Origin of the sequence: Aneurinibacillus tyrosinisolvens, assembly GCF_001015055.1 — a bacterium.
GTDB classification, from domain to species: Bacteria; Bacillota; Bacilli; order Aneurinibacillales; family Aneurinibacillaceae; genus Aneurinibacillus_A; species Aneurinibacillus_A tyrosinisolvens.
The window spans coordinates 1-14304 of the sequence record NZ_BBWZ01000023.1 but is presented as its reverse complement, the minus strand read 5'-3'; the positions used below and the strand labels follow the sequence as shown (position 1 = coordinate 14304).

At 38.8% G+C, this 14304-nt stretch carries 15 protein-coding genes and 1 pseudogene; 15 read left to right on the top strand and 1 reads right to left on the bottom strand.

The annotated features are described in order from the left end of the window. The first annotated feature begins 107 nt into the window (after window positions 1-107). The 8 genes from MBEAL2_RS31870 to MBEAL2_RS17970 all read left to right on the top strand — a co-directional run bounded on the left by MBEAL2_RS31870 (window position 108) and on the right by MBEAL2_RS17970 (window position 8495). Window positions 108-263, top strand: coding sequence for a hypothetical protein (locus tag MBEAL2_RS31870; protein WP_161798235.1), 156 nt, complete (start codon window positions 108-110; stop codon window positions 261-263). Between the two features lie 27 nt (window positions 264-290). Beyond that, window positions 291-1043, top strand: a complete 753-nt coding sequence (locus MBEAL2_RS29450) for a thermonuclease family protein (protein ID WP_052947808.1) — start codon at window positions 291-293, stop codon at window positions 1041-1043. 55 nt (window positions 1044-1098) lie between these two features. Then, entirely contained in the window at window positions 1099-1251 is a 153-nt protein-coding gene (locus MBEAL2_RS34015; RefSeq protein ID WP_082130012.1) for an aspartyl-phosphate phosphatase Spo0E family protein, read from the top strand. A 129-nt stretch (window positions 1252-1380) separates the two neighbouring features. After that, window positions 1381-2268, top strand: a complete 888-nt coding sequence (locus tag MBEAL2_RS17990) for a hypothetical protein (protein WP_047153658.1) — start codon at window positions 1381-1383, stop codon at window positions 2266-2268. Between the two features lie 305 nt (window positions 2269-2573). After that, a complete protein-coding gene (locus MBEAL2_RS17985) occupies window positions 2574-2870 on the top strand; it encodes a hypothetical protein (RefSeq protein ID WP_047153657.1) in 297 nt (98 codons plus the stop codon). Between the two features lie 21 nt (window positions 2871-2891). Then, window positions 2892-6371, top strand: a complete 3480-nt coding sequence (locus MBEAL2_RS29445; protein ID WP_052947807.1) for a DNA translocase FtsK — start codon at window positions 2892-2894, stop codon at window positions 6369-6371. 89 nt (window positions 6372-6460) lie between these two features. Continuing rightward, entirely contained in the window at window positions 6461-6799 is a 339-nt protein-coding gene (locus MBEAL2_RS17975; protein WP_047153656.1) for a hypothetical protein, read from the top strand. Between the two features lie 310 nt (window positions 6800-7109). Continuing rightward, window positions 7110-8495, top strand: coding sequence for a helix-turn-helix domain-containing protein (locus tag MBEAL2_RS17970; RefSeq protein WP_082130011.1), 1386 nt, complete (start codon window positions 7110-7112; stop codon window positions 8493-8495). 523 nt (window positions 8496-9018) lie between these two features. On the opposite strand, the gene MBEAL2_RS31865 is transcribed toward MBEAL2_RS17970, so the two are convergent. After that, entirely contained in the window at window positions 9019-9168 is a 150-nt protein-coding gene (locus MBEAL2_RS31865; RefSeq protein WP_161798234.1) for a hypothetical protein, read from the bottom strand. Between the two features lie 298 nt (window positions 9169-9466). Between MBEAL2_RS31865 and MBEAL2_RS17960 the strand changes: the two genes are divergently transcribed. The 7 genes and pseudogenes from MBEAL2_RS17960 to MBEAL2_RS34380 all read left to right on the top strand — a co-directional run. Then, on the top strand, window positions 9467-10459 hold the full coding sequence (locus tag MBEAL2_RS17960; RefSeq protein ID WP_052947806.1) for a phosphodiester glycosidase family protein: 993 nt from the start codon (window positions 9467-9469) through the stop codon (window positions 10457-10459). Continuing rightward, a complete protein-coding gene (locus tag MBEAL2_RS17955; RefSeq protein WP_047153653.1) occupies window positions 10449-10967 on the top strand; it encodes a hypothetical protein in 519 nt (172 codons plus the stop codon). The genes MBEAL2_RS17960 and MBEAL2_RS17955 overlap by 11 nt, the downstream gene beginning before the upstream one ends. 108 nt (window positions 10968-11075) lie before the next feature. Further along, on the top strand, window positions 11076-11297 hold the full coding sequence (locus MBEAL2_RS17950) for a hypothetical protein (RefSeq protein WP_152667835.1): 222 nt from the start codon (window positions 11076-11078) through the stop codon (window positions 11295-11297). A 28-nt stretch (window positions 11298-11325) separates the two neighbouring features. Next, a complete protein-coding gene (locus MBEAL2_RS31860; protein WP_161798233.1) occupies window positions 11326-11487 on the top strand; it encodes a helix-turn-helix domain-containing protein in 162 nt (53 codons plus the stop codon). Between the two features lie 140 nt (window positions 11488-11627). Then, on the top strand, window positions 11628-12473 hold the full coding sequence (locus MBEAL2_RS17945) for a hypothetical protein (RefSeq protein ID WP_047153651.1): 846 nt from the start codon (window positions 11628-11630) through the stop codon (window positions 12471-12473). A gap of 238 nt (window positions 12474-12711) precedes the next feature. Further along, window positions 12712-13068 (top strand): hypothetical protein, encoded by a 357-nt coding sequence (locus MBEAL2_RS17940; protein WP_047153650.1) that lies wholly within the window; start codon window positions 12712-12714, stop codon window positions 13066-13068. 700 nt (window positions 13069-13768) lie between these two features. Beyond that, window positions 13769-14304 (top strand): annotated as a pseudogene (locus MBEAL2_RS34380) (IS91 family transposase); the annotation flags it as partial.

Below are 14304 nucleotides of genomic sequence, written 5' to 3'. Positions count from 1 at the left end.
TGCCGGACATAACTAGTCTTATTTAGTTATGCCCGCGCGGAGCTTCTGCCTTTTTTGTTTTTCTCGTTATCTGGTCAATTTTTAAATCTTTTAGGAGGGTTTTTATTATGAAAAACAAATTCAGCAGTTTGATGAAGGAGTTCCATAAGGATCAACGTGGGGAAGCTGGCAAACCGAATAAGCCGAAAGATAAGAAACGAATTCAATATATGATAATGGCAGCAGCGGCCATTATGATTGTTGTCGGTCTGCTCACAAAATAAGAAAGGTACGCACTTAGGAGGGTAGAAATGAAAAAGATAAGGTTTTTTGGAGTCATAGCAACGGTTCTTCTTCTCAGCGGTTGTAATCAACCAAAGGAATATGCGCCTGGTACAGTAGAAAATACTCCTCCTGGTGCGGTATCTCAAGTAGAAGCAACGGATAAAGTATCAAGAGCTGCTGGTATTGTAGATGCAGTTGCCGGTACGGACTTAAAAGGTAAGGTCGAGCAAGTTGATAAAATACTCAATGCAGATGCACAAGTTGACCAGGCAGTAGGAATTATATCCGGAGCGGTTGGTAAAGAGTACGGCTATGCAAGTGGAGGGCATGTATCCGCCACCGTTTTAAAAGCGGTGGATGGCGACACCATTAAGGCAAGAGTAGAGGGGCGCGGGACACAGACAATTCGCGCTCTTCTTATTGACTCACCTGAAAGCCAGCCTTCTAAAAAGGCTCCTACCCCCCAGCCATTAGGTAAAGAGAGCAGTGCTTTTACGCATAAATTACTCGATGGAAAAAAGGTTGAACTCGAGTTCGACGGTAAAAACGAGAAAGACAAATATGGACGCCTATTGGCTTACATACATGTCAACGGAACCACACTTGAGGAAGAGCTAGTGAAGAAGGGTCTTGCTCGGGTAGCTTTTACGTTCCCTGATGCTAAAATGCTGCCTGAATTAAAAAAACTTGAAGCAGAAGCAATGAAGAAGAAAATAGGGATTTATCAGCATGAGGGTTATGTGACCCGCACTGGTTATAATGTAGCTGCATGGCAATGATCTGCAAATACAATCCCTTTTATCACACACTTTATCAAAAGGAAAGCGGAGCGATATGAGCATGGTAAATACCTCTCAAATAGAGGGAATGAAGAATCTGTTAATCGAAACGTTTCTTAAAAATAAAAAAAACTTGTTACATCCTGATGTTCTAATCATTAGTCAAAAAGTAGATGATTTAATCGTTAAATTTTATTCTCAAGCATAAATCGGTCTAAGAGCATGGGGTTGTCTTTTCCATGATTTTTCTCTATTAAAAATATCTAAGATTTTTTTGTTCAGTTCAACGCCTAACCTTATAATTGAGGTACTTACAAAAATATGGATGGTGAATCAATTGAAACATAAAATGATGACTTCGTTATTAAGTGCTTGCCTCTTATTAAGTCCAACAATGGCAATGGCAGCTGAACAAAAGACTGAAATGACAAAACCGATTCAATTAGCTTCGCTGTCTAAATCAACAATAGTAAACCAATTGCAAAAGAATGTAGTTAAAGTACAGTCGGTTAAATCTATGCGGGCAAATGGTCAATTTTCCGTTACACTTGATGCGCCGACCACCTCTACCGGTTTATTTTCGACTGCTTTCTCAAAAATCAAAGGGGCCGTTAATAATACAAAAGGAACATTCCAGACTGCTTTTCAAGCTCCTGGCAACATGTATACGAAGGTAGCTGTCAATTACTCGAATGGAAAGCAAATAAAAGAGCCTGTGTCCATTGAAAACTATTATATGAACAACAAGCAGTATATTAAGCTTCCTCTTGTTCCTGGTAAATACTCTTGGGTACAAAAACAAGCGGGTAACAATGTCGTTGTAGAATCCTTAAGGAATTCACCGATGTTCCTTCAACCTAACCTTCTTAAGACTCTATCCCTGGTCTATAAAGGAAACGGAGAATTTACCTATAGCGGTGCTATTTCTTCCGTAGATGCAATTAAAATGCTTGAAAGTGTTGGTGTGCCAAAGGATATTCTCTCTGTGTTCAAGACCGTATCTGGAAGCATTGTCCTTAACGGAAAATTAACCATTGATCCGAAAACGTTCCTAACAAAAGGAACGAATTTTACTATAAGTCTTGTGCCAAAGGATAGTCGCTATTTCAAAAAACTGAGTGTGAATCAAAATTTATCCGTAAGCGGATATAACGCCACCACAATAACACTACCGGCAGAAGCGGCGGCTGCTAAAGCCATTCCGTTACCGCCACTACCTTTTTAATTTACAATGGGAGGTCGGCACTTCGGTTCCGGCCTCTTCGCTTGTTTAGATTAGTTAAGCAGGGGTAGAAAAATGGGCAGGAAGATAAAGGAGAGGAAAAGTCAAGAGGGTTGACCAAATTGTTTATTTAAACAGATTGGTTCAGACGTATTGTACTCCCTATAAAAAATTAATAAAATTTGAAGTATAGACCGCTATATTCCAGAAAGAGGGAAGTACCTTCGAACACGCCGACCCAACAGGACTGTTGGGTTGCGGCGTGGAGGAGGGTGGCTTCCCTTTTTCCATTCTAATTGGAGGTAAGGATGATATCCATTCGCGTAGATAATGCGTGTGACATGAAAGTGCTTATTTCAAAATCCTTAAACGAGGGTTTTCATATCATCTTGCTTGAAAAAGGAAAGGAAGCGGAAGCATTTCTACAAATACAACATTTGAATCCAGATATTATCATCCTTGAATCTAGCGGAGAAATGGAGGAAACGTTAAAATTCCTACATCAATTGGGCGAAATAGAGTGTGAATCAAAAGTCATTATTCGTTCAAAACGAATCAATTCAGAGGAAATTAAGAAGTTGTTAACAGGAACTAGTAAGAATTAAAGAAGGAGGAAGCCGTATAACATGTGTAAATTGGTGCTGAGTGAGAAGAAAGATCAGGCCGTTAAATACGCCGCTGCCTTTCAAGGAGTACAGGATAAAGGCGATTACTTCGAGGTGCCGCCTTGCCCGGTTGCACCGTCCGGACTCTTTATTTCATGGGCGCAGGGGCATCTTATTGGTATTGCTACACCGGAAGAGCATAGTGAAGCGTACAAAGCATGGAAGCTTGAGACATTACCGATTCTTCCTAAACCGATGAAATATAAGGTCACAAAAAGCAAAAGCAAACGATTCCATGAGCTTAAGAAATTGATTCGCAATCCGCGTGTAACAGGTATTATTATAGGTTCAGACCCGGGTCGTGAAGGGGAGCTTATAGCAAGGTGGATACTCATGCTGGCAGGCAATAAGAAGCCCGTAGAGCGCTTGTGGACCAGTTCTTTAACCAAAGATGCTGTAACTAAAGCCTTCCAAAACTTATTGCCTGGTACAGCTAGACAAGGGCTTTATGAGTGCGGTGTCGCTCGTTCGTCAAGTGATTGGATTATAGGTATGACGGCAAGCCGGCTTTATACTCTTCTTATTGGTGAAAAAACGGAAGGCAAAGGGGAAGTTTTCAGCATCGGCCGCTGTCAGACCCCTCTCGTCAATCTAATCTATCAAAGGGAAATGGAAATGGAAAATCATGTATCCACTCCTTATTATGAGGTTTATTTAGATTTCAATATAAATAACAAGGCATACCGTGGGAAATGGTTCCAGGGTGATGTGGATCGGATCGATAACAAAGAAATGGCAGCAAGATTTGCCACGTTTTTAAAAGGTAAACAAGCGGTAGTTTCGAATGTTCTGGAAGAAGAAAAGGCCTATAAGCCTCCACAATTCTATTGCCTTGCTTCCATTCAACAAGAGGCTAATAAAAGGTATAAACTATCTTCCCATGCTATACTTGAAGCCTTAGAGCAGCTGTACTTAGCTGGGTATATTTCCTATCCTCGAACTGACTATGTACACATTTCCGAACACGAAGCGGCTATGCTTCCTTCTATCGTAGAAGGGCTCCGTTCCACTGTGGAATACGCTTCTTTCGTCCCTGAGTCATTAAGGGATATTAGCAAAGATTCGCGATATACGGACGCCTCTAAAATAGGCGATCACTATGCCTTGTTAATGACCGAAGTTTATCCTGACATAGACAAATTACCTCCTGACCAGCGGAAAATTTATGACTTAATCGTTCGTCGTGTATTGGCAGCCTACTACCCGAATGCCCTCTATAAAGATACAAAGATTGTTACGCTCGTTGAGGGACAATTCACATTTAAGTCAACAGGGCGCCAGGTGGTATCCGAAGGATGGAAAGCCCTCTATTCATCTGACGAAAAGGATGAAAATGAAAGTGTATTTTTGCCGGTTGTTTCAGTAAATGAGAGTGGAATTGTTAGTGATACAGAAAAGAAAGATTGCATGACAAAAGCAAAGCCTCGTTATATTGAAGCGGATCTCATTCGTCTCATGAAACAAGCGGGTTCCATTCAGTTGACCGGGGAGAATACAGAAGAAAACGATGGGGATTATGAAAAAATAATGAGGGCAACCAGTTTAGGTACGCCCGCTACATTTGCTAGTTTAATCCAATCCATCTGCGATAGAAAATACATTAAGATTGAATCTAATACGGTATTCCTAACTGATAAAGGACGGTTTTTAATACAAGTTCTCCATGATTCTCCCCTGGCATCTGTTGAACTGACCGCACGCTGGGAACAAAAGCTTGAGGAGATTGAAAAGGGGGAATTTACACGGGAACAGTTCTTAGAAGAGCTTGCCGTATTTATCCATGAAATTGTTCATAAGGCCATTGCTAATAAAGATGGGATTCCGATATATCGACCGGTAGATTTGAAATCTAAAAAGGATAAAGATAAAGGGCCCCAACAAGAAAACAACCAAGAAAATAAGAATCAAAACAACAGTACAAAACCGGTAGAAAGCTCACCACTGGCTAAGCCGAAAAATAGCATTCAAGAAAATGCGGTAACATTAGAGTCATCGGAAGCTAATTCAAATCAAACCGTTGGACAGGAAGTGGCAGAGGATAAAAAGCCTTTGGGGCTATGTCCTTCCTGCAATAATGAGGTAGTGGATAAGAAAAAGCTCTATGGATGTAGCGGTTATCCATCCTGTAATTTTTGGATAAGCAAGTCGTTACTCGGTGTTCAGATTACGGAAGATGATGTGCGCTTACTCCTGTCCGAAGGACAAACAAAACTAAAACAAGGCTTTAAATCAAAAGACAAAGACTCTACTTTTGATGCCGTATTACAAATGGAGGAGAACGGTAAACTGACATGGAGATTTCCTAAACTGTCTAATCTCCTGTTACCTCTTTCCTTACTCGATAAGCCACTACCAGAAGTCATTAATGAAGATGTTTCAAAAGCTACGTTCCGTTTGATTGAGAAGGAATTACAGATGTTGAAAGTACCTGGTAAGGTCGTTGATGTGACCCGTGGGCCACGTATTACGAGGTACGAGATTCTTCCGGAACCGGGCTTTAATATTAAAAAGTACAACGGACTAGAGAGCCATTTAATGATGATATTGGAAGCCCGTCAGTTGTCTCTTCGCGTCCCTATCCCTGGAAGGCGAACAGTAGGGATAGAGATACCAAATAAAGAACCGCAAACGGTACAATTGCGTTCGATGCTTGAAAATCGGGAATATCTAGCCAAAAGAAAAGAGCTTTTTTTCCCAATGGGGCTTGATGTCATGGGAAATCCTGTTTTCGCCAATTTAGCACAGATGCCTCACGTTCTGGTCGCAGGTAGTACCGGCAGCGGGAAGAGCGTGTTCGTTAATAGCATTATCGTATCTCTTCTGTATAGTAATTCGCCAGAACAGATGAAAATGCTCATGGTAGATCCTAAGAAAGTGGAGCTATCCAGTTATGAAGGACTGCCCCATCTTATCACACCGATTGTCACCGATCCGCGTCGTGCAGCTGTCATGTTAAAAAAAGCGGAACAAGAGATGGAACATCGTTATGAAATTCTTGCCAAAGCAGGAGTAAGAAATATTGGGACTTATAATGCCCTTCATCCTGATGATGCTATCCCGTATTTTGTCATTGTATTAGACGAGCTGGCAGATTTGTTAATGGTATCCGCAGCAGAAACCGAGCATTCTATCCAGCGTCTAGCTCAGTTGGGAAGGGCGGGTGGTATCCATCTCATTGTAGCTACACAACGCCCGACAAAAGCCGTGTTATCACCGACGATTAAGGCTAACTTGCCCACACGCGTTGCCTTCTCTGTATCCTCCTCAGCTGATTCAGTCACGATTATTGATGCCAGGGGTGCCAATGAATTGCTTGGGCAGGGTGACATGCTATATGTCTCGAATACGCAGCCGATGATAAGGCTTCAATCTGCTTTTGTCAGTGATAAGGAAATTGAAAGGGTAGTGAATCATATCAAGAAACATGTGGTTGTGAAATAAAATCTCCGCTTCTGATTTTTTGCAAAAGTAGTTTGTAATCCCTCATACTGAAATATATAAATCGTATCAGAAGGGGAGGAAAAAGAAACATGAATACATTTGATTTTTCAAAATACCCGGAAACACAAAAATTAATTGAGTCTACAGGTTTAACGAAAGAAGCGGAAAGAATTACATTCCTTAATATGACAAGACAGGAAGCCTCAATTGAACTTGCTACATTATCAATTTTGTTAGAGGGTGCCGTAAGTGCGAACCTTCCAATGCGTAAGCTAGTCAATGAGGAGGGGGATCGGATTTACCACCGAGTAGGTAGCAACATTCATGCGTTTGCTAAGACACAGGCTCGCATAGAATGTAGATTGGCTGATGAAGATGTAGTCAGACTTTATAAGCATATCGAATTGGGTGGAAGTCGCTATTTATAAATTAAGTAGATCCCTTAACTTATTGTTAAGGGATCTTTTTTTAATTTTTGATTTTTTTTCGTATTCTCAACGGTTCCTCATCGAATTTTCATATTTATAAATTATAATGGTAAAAATTGTTGAAATTAAAGTCTATCTGTAGTCCAATCTTTGTTATACAATGTAAAATAAAAACACACATACTATTTATGATACGGTGTAAAATAAAAACACACCTACTAGATTAATCAACTATATATAGGTTGTTATGAATAATTGAAGCCATATATGTAGAATATCATCGTAGAATTGGGTTCAAAGGGGTAAAAATGTGGATATTACTATTAATCAAGCAGAGATAGGACGACGAATTCGAGATATACGAAAGAAAAAAGGACTAACACAAAAAGATGTATGGGACGGTTTGTTCTCCTCGGGTAAATATAGTGGAATCGAAAGAGGAACATCTAACTTGGATGACAAAGATTTAGAGCAGATTTGCATACGATTAGGCATTGATAAAAAAGAAATATTACCGGAAGAACCTGATATAGAAAAAATAAAATCAAATATTGTGACTGCTTTGTTTAATATTCAAACAGGGTTATTTCATGCGGCTAAAACCAGTTTAGAAGAAGCTCGAACGGATATCGCAAGTACCCCAAGTATGAAACTATATTTTCTTTTTGCCTGGGCGCAATTTCACATTCACCAAGAACAATATAATGACGCGACTACATATCTGAATCAGATTATCAATGAAAAAACTATATCCTTTTTTGATCAGGAAATTAAAATTAGAGCTTATAATGCTTTAGCTTACATTTCTTATAAAAATTTGAAAGTCGCTGATGCTGCTGAAATATCTGAGCAAACCATAGATTATTTATTAAATGTAAATGCAGAATTCAAAAGAGAACGTGCGATTACATACTATAATGCAGCTCTTTTTCATTGCTATTTAAATAATTTTCAATACGCTAGAGAATGTATATATCAAGCCATTCGATATTGTGAACCAGAGTCATTAAACCTCTATACTTTGCTTAGTTCCATTATTGAAATTCAAGCAGGAATGTATTCGAGAAATATCAAAAAAACACTGGAAGATTTAGCCGAAGCATTTTTTAGGACAAATGATATTTTAAATTGGACAAAGGTACTTTATTGTCAATATTACATCTATAGAAAAGAGAATTCGTCCATCGCGGATTTCCTTGTGAATGTCGGACAAAAAATTGCAAATGAATTAAACTCAAATATACAGGCTTTAAGTAATTCAACAAGGGAAATCAGTGATTTCGAAAAACAGAACATTGATACATTAATTAAGTTATCTCAAATTGCCTACGTAGAAAAAGATTACAACACATGCAGACGTTTTGTGCTATTATCATATTCCATCGCCCAAGATAGAAACCTAAAGGACGATCTTTTATGGGCTCAAATTTATGCGATGTATGCACGTATAGCTAAAGATTTTTTGAAAGATCCAGCACAAGAAGAAATGTATCTTGATAGAGCGCTCGAACACTTAGAAAGTTATCCGGATTCCGTACAGAGAGCTATATTCCTATATGAAAAGGCCAGGTTAACGAACCAACTTCAAGGGTATACAATCGTCGGTGAAGCAGCTCGAATCTTTAATCAGCATTTCCTTGCTACTTATTCAGATACGAGGCTTTTAACAAGCTCACTTCCTATTCCACAATATTAAAAAGGTGGTTTTTGATTCTATGAAAATGCTCTCTATGAATCAGAAAAGTTCAATTAAAACCAAAAAATAGTCCAGTTTAAATTCAAAAAAATGCTTAAAAAGCCACGCAGTCGCGATACTCGTGGCTTTTTATCGTTGGTTGCTATTTATTTCCTATTTTTTATACATGACAAAACTAACACTTGGGGGTTCGGCGCTGTGTTCAAATATTATTCTGGGTAAATGTCTACCTAACCTTGAATATCTGGAAATGGCATGTTAATATGAAAATATCTTGAATAAACGCCTGAAATTTTCATCTTGTTGCCGCGTGGAAGAACCACACAAACGTCTTTTTAGACGCTTTGTGTGGTTTTTTTAATGTTATTTCATGTATTAAACGTTAAAGGGGAGGATTTAAAACAAATGCAAAATCTAAATAAAAACGTTTTTTAAACGCATATTAATTTCTTTGTCATTTGGATTACTAGATTTAGCAGCAGTAAGCCTTGTTATGATGACCATGTTATGGTCCATTGGTCTTTTATAAACTTGGAGCTGATAGTTCCCCGACAAATGTGTAAGTAATTACAATTTCATCTTCATTTTCGATGTGTACTTTGTTGTAAACAGCAGATTTTTTTTCTTCACCATCATCAATCGTTACAGTGGATGTTTGTTCTACTAAGTTCATTTTTAGAATAACTCCTTTCTGTGTAAACCAAAAGTTAAGCTAGCGAATGCTTCATATTTATGACGTAAAAAGGTGGCAGAAAGGTGCATGGGATTCTCGTCGCATTCCATCTAACTGTAATCATTTTATACCAGCTATTATTATTATCGACAATTTTCGTCATTTTTTTTAAAAATGGACACAAAAATAGGGCGATAGCCTTGCTTAAAATCATATATCAGGCTCATTGTTCTAAAATTTACCAAAAAAATTCCGACAAATATAAGAGAAAAACAACATAGAAAAGGAGAGTTGTAAATTGCAAAAAGCAGCACCCTTTTTGCTTAGGACTATCAAGAGATACTGGCGAAAAGTAGGTTCAGGTTTAATATTTTTCATCTATGTATTTATTTCATCGGTTGCACTTGTTCTATATGGACCATATGAAAATGTGAGAAGCACCGTAATAGGGGCCGTTCTCACCAGTCGCCACCCCTGGTACGCTGAATATTTCTATACTCCGGCTGCTCTGGCAAAGTACAAACCAGTCACAATGGATAAGGTCAGTGAAGGAAGTATGAAAATCAATAATTTCTCCGCCGTTCACGATAACGGAATCCAAGTCATCCCTCTTTCAACAAAAAAATATAATGGAAGTTTACTTGTTGTTAAAGACCCAAAGCGCCTGCACATTACTGTGACAAAGCATATCAATAATGTAGGACAAACAGTAAGTCAAATGGTTAAAGAAGATAGTGCTGTAGCTGGCTTGAATGCTGGGGGGTTCTACGATGTGAAAGGAAAAGGCACAGGTGGAATCCCTATGGGTATAACCATTTCACACGGAAAATACATTACGGGTAGTACGGATGGAAAGCAGCCTGTGATTGGGCTAACCGACGCGGGGGCGCTTATCGTTGGAAAGTATTCATACCAGGACTTAATGACGCTGAAAGTAAAGGAAGCTATCTCATTCGGTCCTCAGCTAGTAAAAGATGGAACGCCTTATTTAACTGATCGTGACGGTTCCTGGGGAGTAGCCCCCCGATCCGTTATCGGGCAAAGAAAAGATGGAGCTATTCTGCTTCTCGCCATATCCGGAAGAGGGAAAAATGGTGTCGGTGCGTCCTTACTTGATTGCCAAAAAATCATGCTGGATAACGGGGCGGTAATTGCGGCCAATCTCGATGGGGGTTATAGCACGGAGCTTTATTATAAAAATGAATTTCTCGTACCACCATCTAATCCGCTTGGAGAACGGTATGTTGCAACCGCGTTTATCGTGGATAGGAGTATAGACCATGCCGATTAAAAAACCATTCAAAAAGAGAACTTCATTTTGGGCGAGTGTCGTTTTAGGTGTCACTGTAATCCAATTTGTAGGGTTACAACAACTTGATGACTTTCTCAAACCACCAGACGTACAACGGGGCAATATTGTACATGCAGAGGGAAAGGTTCTTCCAAAGCCTACTGCTGCACCTGTTAAAAAAGTCTCTATCCCTAAAGATGCTATTCAATATAAACTCACGCCCAATCATACCGCTATTGCTTATATTAGACTGGCATCCGATAAAGAAGAGGAGCTGGTCGTTCAAGATGGTAACGGTACCTTACTGAGACAGGCTGATGGTAAAGTGAAATATATGGAGTGGCTTGGTGAGTCCAACACTCTGCTATACGTGATAGAAAAAGAAAATAAGCAGGAATTATATTTGTTTCAATTGGAGCATAAAGTGCCGCTCATGGTGCACGAGTGGGAAGGGACCAAAAGACAGGCACAAGAAGTGTTTTTCTCTCCTTATCTTGAGTTTTTCTAAATTCATGCCAAAAATGACCAGGAAAACGAAATATATAAGTATACCTTCTCAACCGGCTTGCAGCTGCTTCCTACACAGGATATAGACATTTCAGTTGTTTCATATGACATGAAAAAGGATATTGTTTATATAACCGGTAAAAAAGGTGATTTATGGCAATATAAGGATGGCGGTTTGAGGGATAAGAATGGGAAATTATACGCAACCATTCAACAAACGGTTGCCCAACCAGGAATCATTCAGCAAGCAGAAAATCAGAAGATAAAAAATCAAGATGTAATGAGAAAAGAGTCCCTAAAACAGCTTCAAAGTGAAGCCAAACGTAAATAACCGGTTGAATAATGAAGGAGGATTGGACATGAAAAAGTACTATCCCCTCGAATTTAAAACCAAAGTAGCGAAGGAGGCGATTAAATCAAGTTGCAAAAGTGAGATTGCTAGACAATATCACTTAAGCAGTATAATTGTTTACCGTTGGATACGTGAGTTTAAAGAAGGAAAGTTCAACCGCCATTATTAGATGGAGAGTATAATAAATTAAATACAAAAAAGTTTCGATGGGGATACATAAAAAGTATCCCTGTTTTTTATTTCATAGCAGGAGAAAGTCTACTCTTCTTGAAAATTAGGAATAATAGGTAATGGTAAGGGGGGATGATTATGAACCGAACAGAAGCCAAGAAGCATATGAATAAACTTGTAATGTATGAGGCTTATGACAATGGTGCATACGTGGCAGAATTAGTAGAGTTAGTAGAACCGGCCGAAGAAGAGCAAAAATGGATTCGGTCAAAACGGGTATTTTGGGCAATGGTACGCATTCGCTCGGTGCTAAGGCCTCCTATGCCTGGCTGGGGCGGAAAAAAAGGACCTAATCCTGACTTGTGTATATGGAAAACCGAAGATACATTTCAGGAATATTCAATTCATCGTGATTTCAACGGTAATATTTATCCGTATGAAGGAGAGATTATCCCTTACGATGAGTCAGTGATTAAATCATCTTATAAAGTTCGTGATCAAATCCATCGGATTTTAATGGAGCCACACAGGAATGATATTCATTTAGACCACGAAGAAAAGTGGATTGCTGGTTTGTATGAGGATAGAGACAGCCTTGAACGTGCTGCTAATGAAATCGCTCTGCTGGCTTTTCAAACACAGGTGAAGCCTATCATAGAAGAAGCTATTCATCCTTCCATACCTAGATTGCATAACATATTACGTCCGATACTACAAGAGGATACTACCATTACGTTCATCAAAGTTTGGAAAGAAGGATTAGAGGAAAAACAGACCTTCTCGTTTTTCGAGCTTCTTTACGAGAGTGAACAAGAATTAAGCATCGGATTGGAAAATCAAGTATGGATTCATATTCATAAAGCAGTAAAGTGTTCTATTTACTACAAGGAGAAAAATCCCTCCTATGTTTTATATCTTGAATACAAGGAAATACCATTTGATATCCATTTAGAATTTGAATTGATACCTTGTTCTATCTCTTGAAAATAGGCATGCATCTGGCTTACATAATAATTATTTTTGAATATTGGTATAGCAATAAGGGTTCTCAATAAGCTGGGACAGTCAAAGCAGCCGCGGTTAACTACACCGATAGGCTGTTTTTGTTTTTCCTATATGGAGAAGTTCGTCTACTTTGTGTTTTTTGACTACATATATACAATTGAACATAATGGAATAAGAAGGTAATAAAACTGAAAAGACCATGATGGAGGAGAGAAAAATGATAGAATCTGTGTCGATGGAAACATTGAAAAAGTTTATACAAATAAAATTAGGCAACGATGTTAAGTTAATCAAGGTTACGAATTCGAAAGTTGATTTTAACGTGGTTGTGGATGCGGGCGTGGAATTTGCTTCACTAAATTACGATGTAGAGAGCGGCTTAAAAGCCATTGATACCAATGGGAATAATCAAACTTCTGCCGTTCACTGTCTTTTATTCAATGAGGACTTGGTTGGCGGTAGGCTTTTACTAGAAGGTGCTAAAAATGGTGTTTTGGTTGTGGATGGGGAGCTTCCTGATACAAAAGACATCGAGCTTTTAATTTTCTTAGAAATTGCAGGCAATCGAACATGACACAATATGCGATTCATTTTGAAGAGCTGGCACATGGTCATTGGCTTGAGACTCATAAAGGAGATAAGGCGTGTGTTGCACTCGCAGATCGGCATTATAGTAGACAGACTATAGGTGCTTCAATGTTCACTAGACCTGGTATTAACTTTTGCTTAAGAAACGCGGAAGGAAGTGCGGTATGGAATTCATATATTTCAGGATGGGTTGGATGCGATAGAATGCTCAATTTTCAGGAATGAATCAAAAATCCTTAGCTCTCAACTCATTGTTACTTGAAGCATAACCTTGCCGTTTTGGCAAGGTTATGCTTCAAAATCAAAACGGCAAAGTTATGCTTCAAACTTACAAAACATCCAGTCTTAATCAAGATTGGATGTTTTTATGTGCGCTCGGCATGGGCATTGAATGTTGACCTTCTACGGATTCTAGCTAAAAGTTTAACTATAGAGCAGTTATTGGAAAGGTAATCCGACACTCGTCGTATCGATTTTATTCAATTTTGTCACACTTTTCATCTTAAGTTATCATATGATTTCAATTTAAAATGTCACAGAAAAAAGGTTTAGTATCCTTGATTTCAAAAGGGTATTTATAGCTTTTTTATCGTATAAGAAACTATATGTCACTTTAAAGTGATAAAGTGACTTGGGGTGGGGACCGATAGGTCCCTTTCTCTTTGCATTCATTGTAAAATGAAAAAATGGAGATCAATATTTTGAAGTATATCTTTTTCGTTGAGCATCAGCATTGGGACCGATTTGTTGAAAAGCACGGAAACCGCGTGCGTGCCAATGTGATAAAAGAAGTCGATAAATTTCGGACATGTGGTACATATGAGAACGGCTTTAAACTCTTTGTATGCGAAGGGTGCCATGATGTCCGAAAGATAGCCTTCCGTTGTAAGGGGAGATTCTGTACGAGTTGCTCTAATGGAGAAACTGAAGAGTGGGGGCGCCTCATGGCGGAAGATATGCTTCAAGTAAGCCACCGACATGTGATTTTTACGATAGATGAAGGATTGAGAAATATCTTTTTTTAGCATCGTGAGATGCTGAAACCTTTCATGGATGAAGCAGTGAAACTCATACAGGAATGGTTCAAAAAGAAATGTAAAGTGGTACCCGGCATTATTGCTGGTTTACATACGTTTGGCTCTCGCATTAATTTCAATCCCCATATTCATATGCTGGTTACCATGGGAGGGATGAAAAAAGATGGAGAATGGAAGGTGTATAA

Bases quoted from the DNA above. Each gene is read 5' to 3' on its own strand.
- MBEAL2_RS31870 (WP_161798235.1), top strand. From the start codon at position 108: ATGAAAAACAAATTCAGCAGTTTGATGAAGGAGTTCCATAAGGATCAA.
- MBEAL2_RS29450 (WP_052947808.1), top strand. From the start codon at position 291: ATGAAAAAGATAAGGTTTTTTGGAGTCATAGCAACGGTTCTTCTTCTC.
- MBEAL2_RS34015 (WP_082130012.1), top strand. From the start codon at position 1,099: ATGAGCATGGTAAATACCTCTCAAATAGAGGGAATGAAGAATCTGTTA.
- MBEAL2_RS17985 (WP_047153657.1), top strand. From the start codon at position 2,574: ATGATATCCATTCGCGTAGATAATGCGTGTGACATGAAAGTGCTTATT.
- MBEAL2_RS29445 (WP_052947807.1), top strand. From the start codon at position 2,892: ATGTGTAAATTGGTGCTGAGTGAGAAGAAAGATCAGGCCGTTAAATAC.
- MBEAL2_RS17975 (WP_047153656.1), top strand. From the start codon at position 6,461: ATGAATACATTTGATTTTTCAAAATACCCGGAAACACAAAAATTAATT.
- MBEAL2_RS31865 (WP_161798234.1), bottom strand. From the start codon at position 9,168: ATGAACTTAGTAGAACAAACATCCACTGTAACGATTGATGATGGTGAA.
- MBEAL2_RS17955 (WP_047153653.1), top strand. From the start codon at position 10,449: ATGCCGATTAAAAAACCATTCAAAAAGAGAACTTCATTTTGGGCGAGT.
- MBEAL2_RS17950 (WP_152667835.1), top strand. From the start codon at position 11,076: ATGAAAAAGGATATTGTTTATATAACCGGTAAAAAAGGTGATTTATGG.
- MBEAL2_RS31860 (WP_161798233.1), top strand. From the start codon at position 11,326: ATGAAAAAGTACTATCCCCTCGAATTTAAAACCAAAGTAGCGAAGGAG.
- MBEAL2_RS17945 (WP_047153651.1), top strand. From the start codon at position 11,628: ATGAACCGAACAGAAGCCAAGAAGCATATGAATAAACTTGTAATGTAT.
- MBEAL2_RS17940 (WP_047153650.1), top strand. From the start codon at position 12,712: ATGATAGAATCTGTGTCGATGGAAACATTGAAAAAGTTTATACAAATA.